This is a genomic window from Agrobacterium sp. NPDC058088 (assembly GCF_042885035.1).
Taxonomy (GTDB): Bacteria; Pseudomonadota; Alphaproteobacteria; order Rhizobiales; family Rhizobiaceae; genus Agrobacterium.
Window position 1 is genome coordinate 61,941 of record NZ_JBHVSU010000008.1, and the last position, 16,405, is coordinate 78,345.

The following is a 16,405-nucleotide window of genomic DNA, read 5'->3' on the forward strand; positions in this document are numbered from 1 at the left end:
CACATAAACGGGAGGAGTGAACGATGCGACTGATCAAGACATTGCTTGTTGGCACGGTTCTGGGCTTGACCGCCCTGCCGGCGCTGGCCAAACAGGATATCGTCTGGTGGGACTTTCTGTCCGGCGGCGACGGCGTGCGCATGAAGGCGCTTATCGATGCCTTCAACAAGGAGCACCCGGATATTCAGGTCAAGGGAACGACGCTCGAATGGGGCGTGCCCTTTTATACCAAGGTGCGGACCGCTTCTGCCGTCGGCGAGGGTCCTGATGTCATGACCTACCACCTCTCCCGCGCGCCGCTGGCGCTGCAGGAAAAGGTGCTGAGCGAGATCAACGACAAGGACCTCCAAGATGCCGGTCTGAAGAAGGACGATTTCTTCAGTGCACCGCTCGAAGCGGCCACTCATGACGGCAAGCTGTACGCCGTGCCTTTCGATATTCACGCGCTTATTCTTTATTACAATGCCGATCTTCTCAAAGGCTCGCCCTATATCGATGCCGAAGGCAAGCTGACCGGCATCAAGACGATGGATGACTTTGAAAAGGCGTTGGCTTGGGCGAAGGAGAAAGGCGTGGAAACGCCGGTCACCTATCAGTCCGGCGGTGAAGCCGGTGTCTGGCGTGTCTTCTATACCTTGTTCTCACAGCAGGGCGGCGAACTCGTTACCAATGGCGAAGTCCTGGCCGGTGACAATGCCGAGAAAGCCGCCAAGGCAATCGACACCATGTCGAAATGGCGTGAAAACGGCTGGGCGCCGGAGCAGGCGGAATATCCGGCCTCGGTTGCGCTCTTCTCCGCCGGAAAATCAGCCTTCCAGCTGAACGGCGTATGGGAAGTGCCAACCTACAAGGATCTGGAAAAGAACAACAAGCTGGGCTTCAAATGGAGCGCGGTCGAGGTTCCGCCCTTCATGGGCAAACGCGCCACCTGGGCGGATTCACATGCCTTTGCCATTCCCAACCAGGGCGACAAGACCGTTTCGGGTGAGAAGCGCGCCGCCGTCATGAAAGTGATCGGCTGGATGGAAAAACACGCCATCAGCTGGGCCGATGCCGGCCATATTCCGGCCTATAAATCGATCACCGAAGGCAGCGACTACAAGGCAATGCAGCCGAACGCCACCTATGCGTCGCTTGCGGAGGCCGCCGTGTTCGATCCGAAAACGACGATCACGGGCGTCGCTTCGCCCGCCTATGACGCGGCGCTTAACGTCATCGCTCCGGCCATTCAGGGCTTCATGAGCGGCACGGATGCGGTGGAGCAGATCAAGGAAGAGCTGCAAAGCAAGCTGAAGTGACGCGAAACCAGCCCTCCGGCCTTTGGCCGGAGGGCGCCTGCAATGCGTGAAGTTCCGGAGACAGTCCATGGCTATGATTGAAAACCGGCGCAAGAAATCGCTGATCGCGCTGTCGATGGTGGCGCCGTTCATCGTGGTCTTCGCCACCTTCTTCCTTTATCCGCTAATCGAAATGGTGCGCATGAGTTTCACCGATGCGCCGCTGATCGGCGACGGAAACTGGGTGGGGCTGGCCAACTACACCAAGCTGCTGAGTGACAAGCTTTTTGTCACCTCCCTCAAGAACAACGGCTATTTCGTGCTTCTGACCGTCGTGCCGACGACAGTCATCGCCCTGATGATCGCCCTTGCCGTCAGCCGCCTGTCGGGTGTGAAACAGACGATTGCCATGAGCCTTTTCTTCCTGCCCTATGTGCTGCCGGTGTCCGTCGTCACGGAAATCTGGGCGTGGATGCTCGATCTTCAGTTCGGCATTCTACAGCCGGTCATTTCGCTTATTGCCGGAAAACCGGTTGCAGTTTTCAAGAGTCCATACTGGGTGATGCCGATGGTTGCCGTCGTCACCATCTGGTGGACGAATGGCTTCAACGTGTTGCTGTTCATCGCGGGTCTGCGCAATATTCCGGCCGAGCTTTACGAGGCTGCCTCACTTGATGGGGCGACGATGTGGCAACGCTTCTGGCGCGTGACCTGGCCGCTGTTATGGCCGGTGACAGCCCTCGTGCTCACCCTGCAATTGATCCTGCAACTGAAGATATTCGACCAGATTTATCTGCTCAGCGGCGGCGGACCCTTCAATTCCAGTTTCGTGTTGCTTCTCAAAGTTTATCGTGAAGCCTTCCAGCTCAACAATGGCGGTTATGCCTCCGCTGTCGCTACCGTGCTGTTCCTGCTCATCATGATCGTTTCCATTCTCCAGTTCCAGCTGCTGCGCATCCGGAGGAACTCATGAGCCTCACAAGAAGACTAGAAAACATTATCCTGACAGTGCTGACCTTTTCTGCGGCACTGGTCTGGATTTTCCCGCTCTACTGGACATTCGTGACGTCCATCCGTTCGGATGAGAATGTCGCGGGCAATACATCGCTGATCCCCGATGAATTCAGGCTGAGCGCCTATGTCAGCGCCATCTTCAATACGAAATTGATGAACTGGTATATCAACTCCGTCGGCACGGCGGCGATCGTTACCGTGTCGGTCCTGCTGATTTCGATGTTGTGCGCTTATGCCCTGTCGCAGATACGCTTTCCGGGCCGACGGCTGCTTTACGGGATCGTGCTGGCCAGTTTCATGGTGCCGGCGCAGACGCTGGTCGTCACGCAGTTCATCCTGATGAAGAACCTCAACCTCATCAACACCTGGGCGGGCATCATCCTGCCGCAGCTGATCACGCCCATCGTCATCATCGTTTACAAGCAGTTCTTCGACAGCGTGCCGAAGGAGATGCGCGAGGCGGTGGTTCTGGATGGCGGCGGCGAATATACCATTCTGTTCAAGGTCTATCTGCCGCTGAACTGGGGCATCACGACCGCCATGGCGATCGTGACGTTCATCACGGTGTGGAACGCCTTCTTCTGGCCCTTCCTCGTCGTCACCTCGGAGAACATGATGACGATCCCGGTCGGTATTACCCAGGTCAACGACACATTCGGGGTCGCCTATGCGCGGCTGATGGCCATCGCCATGCTGGCGGCGCTGCCTGTTATCATCGCCTATGTCATCTTCCAGAGGCGGGTAACGGAAGCGATCATGATCTCGTCTGGCGTGAAAGGGTGAGGGCAGCGCTACTCAAATGATGTGGGCATTGTGAAGGGCGGTCAGCACCTCGTTTTTGAGGTTTGCGAGTTGCGGCGACCGCCGGTCACGCGGGCGCGGCACGTCCACCTCTATCCGCTGCTGGATACGGCCGTCATGGGCGCCCATCATGTAGATCCGGTCGCCGAGATAGAGCGCTTCGTCAATATCGTGGGTGACGAGAAGGAAGGAAATGCCGCGCTGTTCGACCAGCTTCAGCACCAGGTCCTGCAATTTCATCCGCGTGAAAGCATCGACCGCGCTGAAGGGCTCATCGAGCAGCAGAATGCGCGGTTCGGTATAAAGCGCCCTTGCGATCGCCACACGCTGTGCCATGCCGCCCGAAAGGGCCTTCGGCATCGCGCCGCCATGGCCACTCAGACCGACATCGTCAATCAGCCTTTCCACGCGCCCGACATCATATTTCCTGCCGGCGGCATAACCGATGTTTTCAGCCACCGTCAGCCAGGGCATCAGGCGGGGCTCCTGAAACACAAAGGCGATGGGCGGTGCGCCCGGTACCTCCTCCTCATTCTGCCGAACCCTGACCGCGCCGGAAAAACGCCGGTCAAGGCCGGCGGCGATACGCAGCAACGTGCTCTTCCCGCAGCCGCTGGGGCCAAGAAGAACCGCCGCTTCGCCGTCGCCCAGCGTCAGCTGTATATCCTGAAGGATCACCGTGTCGCCAAAAACCTTTTCGCGCACATCGACATTGAGCAAACTCATCGCAGGCTTCCTCCCTGCTGAAGCGGATAGGTGTCGCGCCAGCGCAGGCAACGGTCTTCGATGATCTTGAACAGGCTATCGGAAACCTTGCCCAGCACCGCAAGGCAGATGATGGCGATCATGACGAGATCGGGTCGGGAAAGCTCTCGCCCGTCGGACAGCATGTAGCCGATACCTTCTGACGCGGCCAGAAGTTCGGCCGCAACGACACTCAACCAGGCGAGTGAAAGTCCATAACGCAGGCCCGTAAAGAGATGCGGCAGCGAAGCGGGAATGAAAATGCGCCAAACCAGCACGGGCAGCGGCTGACGATACATCTCGCCTACCTCCACCAGCTTGCGGTCGACATTTCGAATGCCTGAAAAGAGGCTGAGGTAGACGGGGAAAAACGCGCTTTTTGCGATCAGGACGATTTTCGAGGTTTCACCAATGCCAAACCAGATCATCAGCAGCGGCACCCATGCAAGGCTTGGCACTGCCCGCAGCGCCTGAAAGGTCGGCTCAAGATACCGTTCGGCGGCGATCACCAGCCCCACCAAAGAACCAATGACGATGGCGAGCAGGGAGCCGATGACGAAGCCGACGAAGACGCGCGCCGTGCTTGCCGCGACATTGGTCCACAAAGGACCTTCGGCGAGCCGCAGAAATGTCTCGTAAAGTTCGGAGGGCGGCGGCAGCACATAGGGGCTGACCCAACCCAAACGAACGAAAAGCTCGAGCAGCACCAAGGAGCCGACCGGCACGATAGCGCCGCGCAGATCGAAACTTCCAAAGAAATTCCCCACCCTGCGCAAAAGTGGCAATCGGGAGGCGGCTTGTTTTTCAATCGGCTTCACGCGCTGAAATTCGCGCGGATGGGAGTTCATGCGCCAATTGCCTTTTTCGCCGGTGCCGGATCAATCAGCGCTGACAGGACATTGTCGACATTGACGCCGGGACGCAGAACGTCGTCGCCAAGCAGCGGCGTCACGATGCGGATCGAGTTCAGCAGCTCGTCGCCGGGAACGGGGTCCTTCCAGTCACGCTTGTTGATTGTCAATTCGGTGATCTTGGGATCGTTGCCGGTGATCTTGGTCACGAACTCGATGAATTCGCGATTATTCTCGCGGATCCACTTCTGCGTTTCCACCCAGACACCGAGCAGGCGGTCTACCGCTTTCGGGTACTTCCCCAGAAACTCTTCCGACACGCTGAAGACGCTGCCGTCGCGCCAGCTACGCTCGTCGAAAATCGCTCTATCGCCGGCAAGCTCGGCCTGGGATGTGTGTGGATCGATGCCGACCCAGGCATCTACCTGGCCCTGCTGAAGGGCGTTGAAACCTTCCGGATGTTGCAGGTTCACGACCTTGAGGTCATCGATGGATAGCTTGTTCTGGTCAAGCGCGCGAACAAGGGTGAAATAGGGCGCAGTGCCTTTGGTCACAGCGATGGTCTTGCCCTTGAGATCGGCAACAGTCTTGATGGGCGAGTCCGGGCGCACCTGAATGATGGAGGAACCGCCCCAGCTCGCCACATAGATTACCTTCAGCGGCACGCCGTTGGCGCGCGCGAGAAAGGCGGAAAGTGCGGCCGAGCCGGCGAAATCCGTGGAGCCGACCTTCAGGAATTCGAGCGAGTTGTTGCTGCCGCGGGATTGCACCCAGGTGATCTTCGTGCCGACATCCTTGAAAGCTTCCTCAAGCCAGCCCTTGTTCTTTATCAGCAGGGTATGGGACGAGTAAAACCCCCAGTCCAGCTTCAGCTCGGCAGGAAACTCCGGCGAACTCTGGGCCAGCGCTTTGCCCGCAGCAAGCGGTGCGGCAAGAGCGCCGGCAATGCCGAATTTGAGGATCTGGCGGCGGGAATGTTCAGCCTTCATATTAATTCACCTAATCTATGTAATTTGTGTATTTAAAGGGTATGGGCGGGTGTTTTTGAGGTCAATCCACGCTTCTGGAACCTCATGCCAAACTTTGCGAGCCGCGTGGAAAATCTCGCTACCGGGAGCGCGATCCGCGCGACGGCACTTTAGTCAGGTGAAAAAACGATTGGCCGGCCGTTGCAGGCCCAGATGGTCGCGCAATGTCGGCCCCTCATAATCCTTGCGGAACAACCCGCGCCGTTGCAGTTCCGGCACCACCTGCGTCGTGAAGTCGTCGAGGCCGGCGGGCAGGAAAGGGAAGGTGATGTTGAAACCGTCCGAGCCTTCCTCATGGAGCCACTGCTCCATTTCGTCGGCAATGGTTTTTGGCGTGCCGACGAAGGCAAGACCCGCATAACCACCCAGTCGCTGGGCAAGCTGGCGCACCGTCAGGCCCTCAGTACGGGCGAGTTCGATCACCCTTTCGCGGCTGGATTTGCTGGCATTGGTCTCGGGAATGTCAGGCAGGGGACCATCGGGATCGACGCCCGAAACATCGTGGCCAAGCGCGATGGAAAGCGAGGCGATCGCGCTGTCATAATGGACAAGACTGTCGAGCTTGGCGCGTTTGGCCTTTGCCTCCTCCACGCTGTCGCCTACAAGAACGAATGCGCCGGGCAGGATGACTATTCCGTCGCGTGAACGCCCCGCCGCGACGGTCCTGTCCTTGACGTCCTTATAAAAAGCCTTTCCTGCGGCAAGTGTGGGTGTTGCTGCAAAAACCACCTCTGCCGTCTCGGCGGCAAGCTGGCGTCCCGGCTCGGAAGCGCCGGCCTGCACGATGACCGGCCAACCCTGCACCGGCCGCGCGATGTTGAGCGGCCCGCGCACGGAAAATTCCGGACCCTTATGGTTCAGCACATGCATTTTCTCAGGATCGAAGAACAGCCCGCTATCGACATCACGGATGAAGGCATCGTCCGAAAAAGAGTCCCAGAGACCCGTGACGACATCGTAAAATTCCCGCGCCCGGCCATAGCGCTCGGCATGGTCAGGCTGTTCCTCGCGTCCGAAATTCCGAGCGGCATCGGGATTTGACGTGGTGACGATGTTCCAGCCGGCGCGACCATTACTGAGGTGATCGAGCGAGGCGAAGCGCCGGGCGACGTGATAGGGCTCGTCAAACGTGGTAGAGGCGGTGGCGACCAGCCCAATGCGGGAGGTGACAGCGGCGAGCGCCGAAAGCAGGGTGAAGGGCTCGAACGAGGTGACGGTGTGGCTGCGGCGCAGCGCTTCCGTTGGCATGTTCAGCACCGCCAAATGATCGGCCATGAAGAATGCATCAAATTTTGCGGCCTCGAGCTGCTGTGCGAACCGCGACAGGTGGGCGAAATTGAAATTCGCATCCGGGAAAGAGCCCGGATAACGCCATGCGCCCGTGTGAAGACTGACGGGCCGCATGAACGCGCCGAGATGCAGTTTACGATCATTTGCCATTGGGCTTCACTTTCGTTGGTGTTTTTGGCTCTTGCGGCGCGTTGCGGATGGCTTGAGCCGCTGCTGCCGACCTTCTCTCGCCGCAACGATATCCCTGCCGGGGGATTGGCGCGGCAAAGACTATTCCGATTATGAATTCCGAACCGAAAGATTTTTGCTGAAATTCCGCTTTTGGCGATGATCCCGGTGCGGCAACTAGTGGGTCACCGTGAAAGTGTAACAGCGGAGTGGCCGTCGCAAAGCGGCCAACGAATGAAATTTTTCATTGATTACTGACTATAACACATAAAAATCAGTGTATTGATAAAATTTTCTAATCTGATTTGTAAGGTCAGATCATTTATCAACTGCCAGGTTTTATCTGGCCAAGATCCGGTGCGGGCGGATCATATCCGAAGCCGCACCGGGGCATACTGTGCAGCGTTTAAACAGCGAGCAGTTTCTCCTTGCCGATGCGGGTGGTTTCGACGGCGCCTTCCGTTTCGATCCGCTTGCCGGTGGCCGGGTCGAAGAAATGAAGGTGGGCGGCGGGCAGGTCAAGGTGGATGCGATGCCCTGGTTTTACCAAGAGGTCTTCACCGATGGCGGCGGAGAAGGTCTCGCCGGCGATATCGGCATGCACGATGCGGCCTGAGCCCAGTTCTTCAACGAAATCCACGACTGCCGGCACGCCGGCCCCTTCAGTGCTGACCACACACTGTTCCGGGCGGATGCCGACCGTCACGTCGCGGCCGCGCAGTTCCAGCGCGGTTTCGGGAAAGAGTTTCACCGCTGTGCCGGCGAGCATCACGGCGGGGGACTCCACCTCCACCCTTGTTGTGAACAGGTTCATGGCCGGCGAGCCGATGAAGGAGGCGACAAAGGTGCTGGCTGGGCGATGATAGATATCGAGCGGATGGCCGACCTGCTCGACATTGCCCTTGTTCATCACCACCAGCCGGTCCGCCAGCGTCATAGCCTCTACCTGATCATGGGTGACGAAAATGGAGGTGGCGGAAAGACGCTGGTGCAGCTTGCGGATTTCCGCGCGCATGCTCACACGCAGCTTGGCGTCGAGGTTGGAGAGCGGCTCGTCGAAAAGAAACACCGCAGGTTCGCGGATGATGGCGCGGGCCATGGCCACGCGCTGGCGCTGGCCGCCGGAAAGGGCGGCAGGCTTGCGTTCCAGATAGTCGGACAGGCCGACGATCTTGGCGGTCTCCTCGATACGGCGCTGGCGTTCGGCCTTCGGAACACCGGCGACCTTCAGCGCGTAACCGATATTGCCGGCCACCGACATGTGCGGATAGAGCGCATAATTCTGGAACACCATGGCGCAGCCACGCTCACGCGGCTCCAGCGTGTTGACCACGCGCCCGCCAATGGCAATCTCGCCCGCGGTGATTTCCTCCAGACCGGCGATCATGCGTAAAAGTGTGGATTTGCCGCAGCCCGAGGGGCCGAGGATGACGACGAATTCGCCGGTTTCGAAAGTGAGATCCACCCCGTGCAGGGTCTGCGTCTTGCCATAGGATTTGCGGACCTGACGAATATCGATCTGAGCCATGATAAAAACCTTGTTGTTGAAAGCCGCGCGTCATTTTTCGGACGAGACGAGGCCACGGACGAACCAGCGTTGCAGGAAGGCCACGACGAAAAGCGGCGGCAGAATGATGATGAGGGAACCGGCCAGCGTGACATTCCAGTCCGGCGTGCCGTCATCGGCGGGTCGAAGCGCCCTGAGCGACATCATCACCGTCTTGTAGGAGGGATCGGTGACCATCAGCAGTGGCCACAGATACTGGTTCCAGGCATAAACGAACATGATGGTGGTAAGCGCCAGCATGTTCGTGCGCGAGAGCGGCAGCAGCATATCCACGAAGAAACGGGCCGCGCCCGAACCGTCCATGCGGGCGGCTTCAGCCAGCTCGTCCGGGATGGTCATGAAAAACTGCCGGTAAAGAAATGTGCCGGTGGCGGTGGCCACGAGCGGCAGGGTCAAACCGGCATAGGAGTTCAGCAGGTTCCATTCCAGCGTCACCTCGATGCCGAACAGGCCGAGAATGGAGCGGAGCGGCTGGAAAATATCAGCGGCGACCGAATAGGTCGGGACCACGCGCACTTCGAGCGGCAGCATCAGGGTGATGAAGACCGTCCAGAAGAACAGATGTTTCAGCGGTGAGCGGAAGAAGACGATGGCGAAAGCGGTCAAGGCCGACAGCGCCACCTTGCCGACGGTCACCAGCGTCGCCATGATCAGGCTGTTCCAGAGGGCGTTGCCGAGATTGGCGCGTGCCCAGGCGGTCTGCGCATTGGCGAAAAATTCGCCCTGCGGCATGAAGCTGAACGGCACGCTGTTGACCTGTTGGACGGTCTGGCTGGCGCCGGAAATGACGACGAGTAAAGGGCCGATGAGCAGGAAAAAACCCGCCACCATGATCGCATAGGTCAGGGCGTCGGCATAGGGTGTGCGCTGGATCATCGCCGCCTCACTTGTAATGGACTTGCCGCTCGACGAAGCGGAACTGAATGAATGTAAAGACCATGATGAGGCCGATGAGGAGGAGACTCTGGGCCGAGGCGCCGGAATAGTTCAGTCCCTGGAAGGCCTCGTTGACGATGCGGTAGACCATCACTTCGGTGGCATGGTTGGGGCCGCCCTCGGTCGTGGAGGCGACGATGCCGAATGTGTCGGCGCCGACGAAACCTTCGGTCATCATGGTGACTGTCAGGAAGAACAGGGTGGGAGCGAGCAGCGGCACCTGGATGTCGATGGCGCGGCGGATCGGTCCCGAACCGTCCATGGCAGCAGCTTCCGTCAGCGAACGCGGCACGGATTGCAGGCCGGCGAACAGGAAGATGAAGGTGTAACCCGCCCATTTCCAGATGAAGATGACGATGATGAGGATCAGCGCATGTTCACCATATTTGGCCGGGTTCCAGATATCCGGCCACCAGGCGTTCAGGGAGGCGGCGAGACCGCGTTCCGGTGACAGGATGAAGCGGAAGGCCATGCCGGCTGCGGGACCGGCGATCGCATAGGGCAGGATATAGAGCACCCTGAAAAAGCCGGAGCCTGGAAGCTGGCGGTCGACCGCCAGGGCAAGGATGAGGCCGATGAGAATGGCAAAAAACGGTCCGACGATCGCAAAGGTCAGGCTCGTGATGATCGACTGCCAATAAAGCGGATCGCCGAAGGTTTCCACGAAATTGGCGAGGCCGACAAATTCCGCCGGGCCGCCGAAGGGAGGCTCAAGCGTGAATGCCCAGTTCAGCACCGCGACAACCGGCCAATAGAAGAACAGAAGGATGAGCAGGAACTGCGGCAGGGCGAAGAGCACAGGCAGCCATGTGCTTTTGAAGACGGTGCGTTTTTCCATTGGAGACCGGCAATGTTCGAGATTTAGGCGGGCCTGCCCGGAGGATGTCCGGACAGGCCTATGACGGCAATGAATGCAGGCTTAGTTCAGCTTGGCGCCTTCATAGGTCTTTTCGAAGCGGCGCAGACCGGCGTTGGAGCGCTCGACGGCCTTGTCGAGTTCGGTCTGGATATCGGCGTTCTGCATGAAGATGGCTTCGAGCGAAGTGGCGATTTCCTTGCGGATCTGCGTGAAGCCGCCAAGGCGGATACCGCGGGTATATTCGGACGGCGGCGTAAACGTCAGGCTTTCGATTGCCTTTTCACGGCCCTTGTAGGGAGCCTTGTCGTAGAAGCCGTTGGCCTTCATGGCGTCGAAACCGGTCTTGGTGACCGGGATGTAGCCGGTAACCGTCGACCACCACTCAACCATGTCAGGCTGGGCGATGAAGTTCAGGAATGCGGCAGCACCCTTGTATTCAGCCTCCGGACGACCGGCCATGACCCACAGGGACGCGCCGCCGACCAGCGAATTGTGACGCTCGGTGCCCTTCCAGATCGGCAGCATGGCGACGTCCCACTTCACGCCCTCAGGCATGGCCTTGCCAACGGTGCCGTGGCCGGCGATGGAAGACATGAACATCTGGCAGGTCTGCGAGGTGAAGGCGGGCAGAATGTCCATGCCGAGCTGCTTGGTCTTGACGACGAACAGCTTCTCATCCTGCATCTTCTTGAAGAATTTGACCTGGTCGACGAACTTGGTCTTGTTGATGGTCAGTTCTGCATCGAGACCCTGATAACCGTTGCCCTTGGTGGCGATCGGCTGGTTGTGGATGGCGGAGAACTGCTCCATCAGCATCCAGGTGTCGAAATTGAAGGCGAGCGGGCATTCGAAACCGGCGGCCTTCAGCTTCCTGGAAGCTTCTTCAACCTGTTCCCAGGTGTCGGGCTTGAAGGTGATGCCGGCTTTTTCGAAGGCATCGACATTGTAATAAAAGACGGCGGTAGAGGAATTATAGGGGAAGGAGTTCAGCTCGCCCGAAGCCGTGGCGTAATAATTGGCGATGCCGGGGAAATAATTGTTCCAGTCGATCTTGTAGCCGTTGTCGGCCATCAGCTTCTTGGCGGGAACGAAGGCCTTGGATAGCATCATGTCCAGCGTGCCGGCATCGTAAATCTGGGTGATGGCGGGCTGCTTCTTGGCGCGATAGGCGGCAATGGTGTTCTGCAGGGTGGTTTCGTATTCGTTCTGCGAGGTGCAGACGATCTCGAAGTCGGCCTGGGAGTCGTTGAACTTCTTGCAGGTTTCCTGAACGCGGTCGCCGAGATCGCCGGAAAGGCCGTACCAGAATTCGAACTTGGTCTTTTCTGCGTGGGCAGCCGTGGCGCCGAATGCGGCGGCGACGGCAATGCCGGCGACGAAGGAAGTCAGAGCGGAAGATTTCATGAGTTGAGCCCCGTTGATGGAAGGATGGCCTGCTCGGCAAGGACATCACGTCCCCGGCACGAAGCCACGGGCTCTGCTAACAGCCGTCTTTGACGGATCGCTTACATTTTGTTGAACCTTTTATGATGACTCGCCGCCCAGGGCGTTCTGCGCGGCTGAAAATGTGAAATCAACAAACGAAATGAAATTTTTTCTTTCGTTTTCAATTGTTTGCGATTTGTGCTTCACTTCGCTACTTGCTGCTGAGTCGGTTGTTCGCGTCAACCGCGACGTGCGGCTTCGATGGCGGCTACGTCGATTTTCTTCATTTCCATCATCGCCGCAAAGGCCCGTTTGGCCTCCGCGCCACCGGCGGCCATAGCCTCCATCAGCACGCGCGGCGTGATCTGCCAGGAGACGCCCCATTTGTCCTTGCACCAGCCGCAGGCGCTTTCTTCACCGCCATTGCCGACAATGGCGTTCCAGTAGCGGTCTGTTTCCTCCTGGTCTTCGGTCGATATCTGGAATGAGAAAGCTTCGCTCTGTTTGAAGGCCGGCCCGCCGTTGAGGCCGATGCAGGAAACGCCGGCTACCGTGAATTGCACGGTCAGCACGTCACCCTTCTTGCCGGAGGGATAGTCGCCCGGCGCATGGTGCACGGCGGTCACCGCGCTATCTGGAAAGGTCTCGGCATAAAATCTGGCGGCGGCCTCGGCATCCTTGTCGTACCAGATGCAGATCGTGTTCTTTTCCATGTGCATGATCCTCCCAAGTAAGGGCTTGCCCAGACGGTGGAAAATCGAAAGCTTGTTGTCCTCCGTCGGACCTAAAATGCCGCCTTGGGGAAAACGTTCCTCTACAAGCAAACTTCGACCCGAAATAGTCGCTGCGCGGTCTCAATCTTGATCACGAAAGTCAATATTATCCTTAAATATTATTTAATAATGTAATAATAATATTTGGGAATAATTTTTAACGGAAACCTTGTCGTCTTCGGAGGATCGTGCGTGACTATTCTTGATCGTGGTGCAAATGCTGTCGCGGTTCTTGCCGCGCTTTCCAAATCCCAGGCCATCATAGAATTTGACCTTTCCGGCAAAATTCTGACGGCCAATGAAAGTTTCTGTCGGGCGCTCGGTTACGAGCTTTCCGAAATCGTTGGCCGGCATCACAGCTTGTTCGTCGAGCCCTCCGTCGTGTCGTCCCCGGACTACAAGGCCTTCTGGTCGAAGCTTGCGTCTGGCCAGTTCGATCAGCGGCAATATAAGCGCATCGGCAAGGGTGGCCGCGAAGTGTGGATCGAGGCCTCCTATAATCCTGTGTTTCGCCGCGGCAGGCCGGTCAAGGTGGTGAAGATCGCCACCGATATCACCGAACGCAAGCTGAAGGCTGCGGAAGATGCAGGCAAGATCGACGCCCTGTCGCGGGCGCAGGCGATCATCGAATTTTCCCCTGGGGGCGAAGTTCTGACCGCCAACGACAATTTTCTGGCGGCGCTGGGGTATTCGCTCAGTGAAGTGCAGGGCAGGCATCACTCCATGTTCTGCGAACCGGGCTATACGCAGTCGCCGGAATACAAGCAGTTCTGGCAGAGGCTCGCTGGCGGCGACCTTGTAGCCGATGAGTTCATGCGGCTCGGCAAGGGTGGCCGCAAGGTTTTCATTCAGGCTTCTTATAATCCGATCTTCGACATGAACGGCAAGGTCTTCAAGGTCGTCAAATTCGCCACTGACGTCACCGGACGCGTCGAGAATGTGGAGAAACTGGCCCAATGCCTCAACGATCTCGCTGAGGGCAACCTGGCGCAGCGCATCGACAAGCCTTTCATTCCCTCTCTGGAAAGACTGCGCACGGATTTCAACGCGGCCTCTGAAAAGCTGAAGAGGGCCATGACGCTGGTCTCCGAAAATGCCGGTGCGATTTCGTCGGGCTCGAATGAAATTCGTTCCGCTGCCGATGATCTCGCCAGACGCACCGAGCAGCAGGCCGCTTCGATCGAGGAAACGGCCGCGGCACTGGAGGAGATCACCACGGCGGTCAATGATTCAAGCCGCCGGGCGGATGAGGCGGGCAAGATCGTCGCCCGCGCCCGCGATCATGCGGAGCATTCCGGCCAGGTGGTGCGCGATGCAATCGGCGCCATGGACCAGATCGAAAAATCGTCGCGGGAGATTTCCAACATCATCGGCGTGATCGACGAGATCGCCTTCCAGACAAATCTTCTGGCGCTGAATGCCGGTGTGGAAGCGGCGCGTGCGGGCGAAGCTGGAAAGGGTTTTGCTGTCGTCGCGCAGGAGGTTCGCGAACTCGCCCAGCGTTCTGCGACGGCCGCCAAGGAAATCAAGAGCCTGATCAATGCTTCCGGTGCGCAGGTGGAAAACGGCGTCAGCCTTGTCACCAAGGCTGGTTCTGCCCTGCAGGAGATAGCCGAGCAGGTGCGCGCTATCAACGTCAATGTTGTCGCCATCGTCGAAGCCGCCCGCGAACAGTCCACGGCGCTCGCCGAGATCAATCAGGCGGTCAACACGGTCGATCAGGGCACCCAGCAAAACGCAGCGATGGTGGAAGAGCAGACTGCCGCAAGCCATAGCCTTGCGCGGGAAGCGGCGGCCCTGTTTGAGCTTCTCGGGCAATTCTGTTTCGATGATGCGCCGCGCGCCAGTGCTGCTGCGCGGGGCGGATTTGATCATCAGACGACGACCGCACAGCGACGTCCGGTTGCCCGCCCGCTGCCCGCACGTGGTTCGGCCGCATTGGCCGTCGCCCAGGAGGAATGGCAGGAATTCTGAAGCATCCGCCTTTTCCCTCATTGCCGTAACAAGCGGGAATGGGGGAGCGGCAATGCGGACGTCCGCAACCCGAAATCCCGCTGAATACCACCGGGGGGCTGGGCATATGATGCCGATTGGCGGATAATCGGCTGTTGCGTATGGCGTTTGCGGGGACCTTCGTTTGGCAGGAATGATATCGACAGGCTGCGCGGCTATTGTACTCTGTTTGTTGTTCTCAGCCACTGGCGCGGCGCAAGCCGAGGAGCCTGGCAAGGGAAAAGCCACCTGCGCCTATTCCCATGATGTCGCGCCGGAACTGTGTATCAATACCGGCAGTTACAATAATGATCTTTGCCGCGCCATTGAGGTTCTCGCCGCCCGCCATGCTGTTCCGCCGGATTATTTCGCCCGGCTGATCTGGCGCGAAAGCCTGTTCCGGGCCAGCGCCGTCAGCCCGAAAGGGGCGGAGGGCATCGCCCAGTTCATGCCAGGCACGGCACGGTTGCGTGGTCTTGAAGACAGTTTCAACATCATTGCCGCCCTAGAGGCCTCGTCGCGTTACCTGTCGGAACTGAACGTGCAGTTCGGCAATTTCGGCCTTGCCGCCGCAGCCTATAATGCGGGCGAGGCGGGCCTGCGCAATTTCATCGCCACTGGCCGCCTGCCGACGGAGACCCGCGACTATGTGTTCGCGATCACCGGATATCCCGTTGAAAGCTGGAAGGACAATCCGCCGGAAAAGGCCGCACCTGCGCTGGATGACAACCGTTCCTTTCATGATGCCTGCGTGCGTCTGGCCGATACCCGCTCGATGAACGATCCCATCCTCGTTGCCTCGGCCGACTGGGCGCCCTGGGGGGTACAGCTCGCCGCACATTACAATCCCGGGGTGGCCAACCGGCTTTTCACCCGCGCGATTTTGCAGCTATCAGAGCCGCTGAATGCCGAGCGCGCCCTGATCGTGCGGCAGCGGGGCGGGAATTTCGGCTCGCGCCCGCGTTATGCCGCCCGTATTGGCCGCGAAACCCGCACCGAAGCCAACACGCTGTGCGGGGAGATCAGGCGGGCGGGAGTTCCCTGCACCGTGTTCCGCAACCGTTAGCGACGACCGGTGGTGCACCGATATTTCCTCTTTCCGCGAGGATGGCGATCATAACAAGTTGATCGGCTTTGTGGCCGTCCCATCTTTCGGAGTGGAATGATGATGCATAGATTTGCCGCCGATGATGGCCAAGAAGTGGCCGGCAGCAGGTGTGGGGAATGATCTGAAAATGAAGTGGTTTGAAACCGGATGTCTGGCGACCGTTCTGCTTGTCGTTGCGGCGTGCACCAGCACGGGGGAGACGGAGATTTCCCGCACGGTCGCGGGTTTCGTGGGGCAACCGCGTGACGCCGCAATCGCTCAGCTTGGCCGCCCGAACAAGGTCATCATCGAAAACGGTGAAACCGAATCCTACTGGTTGAAGGTCGATGTGGAGACCTATGCCGGGCTTAGCAACAGGCGGGAAGTGACGACCGTCGACGGGCAGGTGAGGGTTTCGGAAACCGAAGGCATGAAGATCAAGGAACATCGCCGCGATTGCATCATCAAGATCACCGCAAATGCCGCCTCCACCATCAAGACGAGCGAGATCATCGGCAATCCCGCCAATTGCGAAAACATTCTCAATCGCCCGGCATCATGAGGCGGTCCGCCGCAACCGTCCCTGTTGCCTA

General features: G+C 58.7%; 15 protein-coding genes. 6 read left to right on the top strand and 9 right to left on the bottom strand.

The window, feature by feature from the left end:
• The first annotated feature begins 23 nt into the window (after positions 1-23).
• The 3 genes from ACFVTJ_RS19345 (at position 24) to ACFVTJ_RS19355 (ending at position 3,074) form a co-directional block, all read left to right on the top strand.
• Positions 24-1,298 (top strand): extracellular solute-binding protein, encoded by a 1,275-nt coding sequence (locus tag ACFVTJ_RS19345; RefSeq protein WP_386910164.1) that lies wholly within the window; start codon positions 24-26, stop codon positions 1,296-1,298.
• A gap of 67 nt (positions 1,299-1,365) precedes the next feature.
• A complete protein-coding gene (locus tag ACFVTJ_RS19350) occupies positions 1,366-2,250 on the top strand; it encodes a carbohydrate ABC transporter permease (protein ID WP_386910166.1) in 885 nt (294 codons plus the stop codon).
• Positions 2,247-3,074: a carbohydrate ABC transporter permease gene (locus ACFVTJ_RS19355; RefSeq protein WP_063949887.1), complete on the top strand. Its 828-nt coding sequence runs from the start codon at positions 2,247-2,249 to the stop codon at positions 3,072-3,074. The genes ACFVTJ_RS19350 and ACFVTJ_RS19355 overlap by 4 nt, the downstream gene beginning before the upstream one ends.
• A gap of 12 nt (positions 3,075-3,086) precedes the next feature.
• Here the strand turns inward: ACFVTJ_RS19355 and ACFVTJ_RS19360 are convergent, their stop codons facing one another.
• The 9 genes from ACFVTJ_RS19360 to ACFVTJ_RS19400 form a co-directional block, all read right to left on the bottom strand.
• Complete coding sequence (locus tag ACFVTJ_RS19360) at positions 3,087-3,818, bottom strand: ABC transporter ATP-binding protein (RefSeq protein WP_386910169.1); 732 nt, start codon at positions 3,816-3,818, stop codon at positions 3,087-3,089.
• Positions 3,815-4,684 (bottom strand): ABC transporter permease, encoded by an 870-nt coding sequence (locus tag ACFVTJ_RS19365; RefSeq protein WP_386910171.1) that lies wholly within the window; start codon positions 4,682-4,684, stop codon positions 3,815-3,817. The genes ACFVTJ_RS19360 and ACFVTJ_RS19365 overlap by 4 nt, the downstream gene beginning before the upstream one ends.
• A complete protein-coding gene (locus ACFVTJ_RS19370; protein ID WP_386910173.1) occupies positions 4,681-5,676 on the bottom strand; it encodes an aliphatic sulfonate ABC transporter substrate-binding protein in 996 nt (331 codons plus the stop codon). The genes ACFVTJ_RS19365 and ACFVTJ_RS19370 overlap by 4 nt, the downstream gene beginning before the upstream one ends.
• Positions 5,677-5,829: 153 nt before the next feature.
• Entirely contained in the window at positions 5,830-7,155 is a 1,326-nt protein-coding gene (locus ACFVTJ_RS19375) for an LLM class flavin-dependent oxidoreductase (RefSeq protein WP_386910175.1), read from the bottom strand.
• 424 nt (positions 7,156-7,579) lie between these two features.
• Positions 7,580-8,701, bottom strand: coding sequence for a sn-glycerol-3-phosphate import ATP-binding protein UgpC (locus tag ACFVTJ_RS19380; RefSeq protein ID WP_386910177.1), 1,122 nt, complete (start codon positions 8,699-8,701; stop codon positions 7,580-7,582).
• Positions 8,702-8,731: 30 nt separating this feature from the next.
• Positions 8,732-9,616 carry an ABC transporter permease subunit gene (locus ACFVTJ_RS19385; protein WP_386910179.1) on the bottom strand — a complete coding sequence of 295 codons (885 nt, stop codon included), beginning with the start codon at positions 9,614-9,616 and terminating at the stop codon, positions 8,732-8,734.
• Between the two features lie 7 nt (positions 9,617-9,623).
• The gene (locus ACFVTJ_RS19390) at positions 9,624-10,514 is read right to left on the bottom strand and encodes a carbohydrate ABC transporter permease (protein ID WP_386910181.1); all 891 of its coding nucleotides are present in this window, start codon (positions 10,512-10,514) and stop codon (positions 9,624-9,626) included.
• 81 nt (positions 10,515-10,595) lie between these two features.
• Positions 10,596-11,939 carry an extracellular solute-binding protein gene (locus tag ACFVTJ_RS19395; RefSeq protein WP_386910183.1) on the bottom strand — a complete coding sequence of 448 codons (1,344 nt, stop codon included), beginning with the start codon at positions 11,937-11,939 and terminating at the stop codon, positions 10,596-10,598.
• Between the two features lie 260 nt (positions 11,940-12,199).
• Positions 12,200-12,673 carry a VOC family protein gene (locus ACFVTJ_RS19400; protein WP_386910185.1) on the bottom strand — a complete coding sequence of 158 codons (474 nt, stop codon included), beginning with the start codon at positions 12,671-12,673 and terminating at the stop codon, positions 12,200-12,202.
• Positions 12,674-12,925: 252 nt separating this feature from the next.
• Here ACFVTJ_RS19400 and ACFVTJ_RS19405 point away from each other — a divergent pair, with 252 nt between their 5' ends.
• From ACFVTJ_RS19405 to ACFVTJ_RS19415, 3 genes are all read left to right on the top strand, one after another.
• Positions 12,926-14,707: a methyl-accepting chemotaxis protein gene (locus tag ACFVTJ_RS19405; protein WP_386910186.1), complete on the top strand. Its 1,782-nt coding sequence runs from the start codon at positions 12,926-12,928 to the stop codon at positions 14,705-14,707.
• Between the two features lie 172 nt (positions 14,708-14,879).
• A complete protein-coding gene (locus ACFVTJ_RS19410; RefSeq protein ID WP_386910355.1) occupies positions 14,880-15,791 on the top strand; it encodes a transglycosylase SLT domain-containing protein in 912 nt (303 codons plus the stop codon).
• Between the two features lie 169 nt (positions 15,792-15,960).
• Complete coding sequence (locus tag ACFVTJ_RS19415; protein ID WP_386910188.1) at positions 15,961-16,374, top strand: hypothetical protein; 414 nt, start codon at positions 15,961-15,963, stop codon at positions 16,372-16,374.
• Positions 16,375-16,405: the final 31 nt, after the last annotated feature.

Bases quoted from the DNA above. Each gene is read 5' to 3' on its own strand.
- ACFVTJ_RS19345 (WP_386910164.1), top strand. From the start codon at position 24: ATGCGACTGATCAAGACATTGCTTGTTGGCACGGTTCTGGGCTTGACC.
- ACFVTJ_RS19350 (WP_386910166.1), top strand. From the start codon at position 1,366: ATGGCTATGATTGAAAACCGGCGCAAGAAATCGCTGATCGCGCTGTCG.
- ACFVTJ_RS19355 (WP_063949887.1), top strand. From the start codon at position 2,247: ATGAGCCTCACAAGAAGACTAGAAAACATTATCCTGACAGTGCTGACC.
- ACFVTJ_RS19360 (WP_386910169.1), bottom strand. From the start codon at position 3,818: ATGAGTTTGCTCAATGTCGATGTGCGCGAAAAGGTTTTTGGCGACACG.
- ACFVTJ_RS19365 (WP_386910171.1), bottom strand. From the start codon at position 4,684: ATGAACTCCCATCCGCGCGAATTTCAGCGCGTGAAGCCGATTGAAAAA.
- ACFVTJ_RS19370 (WP_386910173.1), bottom strand. From the start codon at position 5,676: ATGAAGGCTGAACATTCCCGCCGCCAGATCCTCAAATTCGGCATTGCC.
- ACFVTJ_RS19375 (WP_386910175.1), bottom strand. From the start codon at position 7,155: ATGGCAAATGATCGTAAACTGCATCTCGGCGCGTTCATGCGGCCCGTC.
- ACFVTJ_RS19380 (WP_386910177.1), bottom strand. From the start codon at position 8,701: ATGGCTCAGATCGATATTCGTCAGGTCCGCAAATCCTATGGCAAGACG.
- ACFVTJ_RS19385 (WP_386910179.1), bottom strand. From the start codon at position 9,616: ATGATCCAGCGCACACCCTATGCCGACGCCCTGACCTATGCGATCATG.
- ACFVTJ_RS19390 (WP_386910181.1), bottom strand. From the start codon at position 10,514: ATGGAAAAACGCACCGTCTTCAAAAGCACATGGCTGCCTGTGCTCTTC.
- ACFVTJ_RS19395 (WP_386910183.1), bottom strand. From the start codon at position 11,939: ATGAAATCTTCCGCTCTGACTTCCTTCGTCGCCGGCATTGCCGTCGCC.
- ACFVTJ_RS19400 (WP_386910185.1), bottom strand. From the start codon at position 12,673: ATGGAAAAGAACACGATCTGCATCTGGTACGACAAGGATGCCGAGGCC.
- ACFVTJ_RS19410 (WP_386910355.1), top strand. From the start codon at position 14,880: ATGATATCGACAGGCTGCGCGGCTATTGTACTCTGTTTGTTGTTCTCA.
- ACFVTJ_RS19415 (WP_386910188.1), top strand. From the start codon at position 15,961: ATGAAGTGGTTTGAAACCGGATGTCTGGCGACCGTTCTGCTTGTCGTT.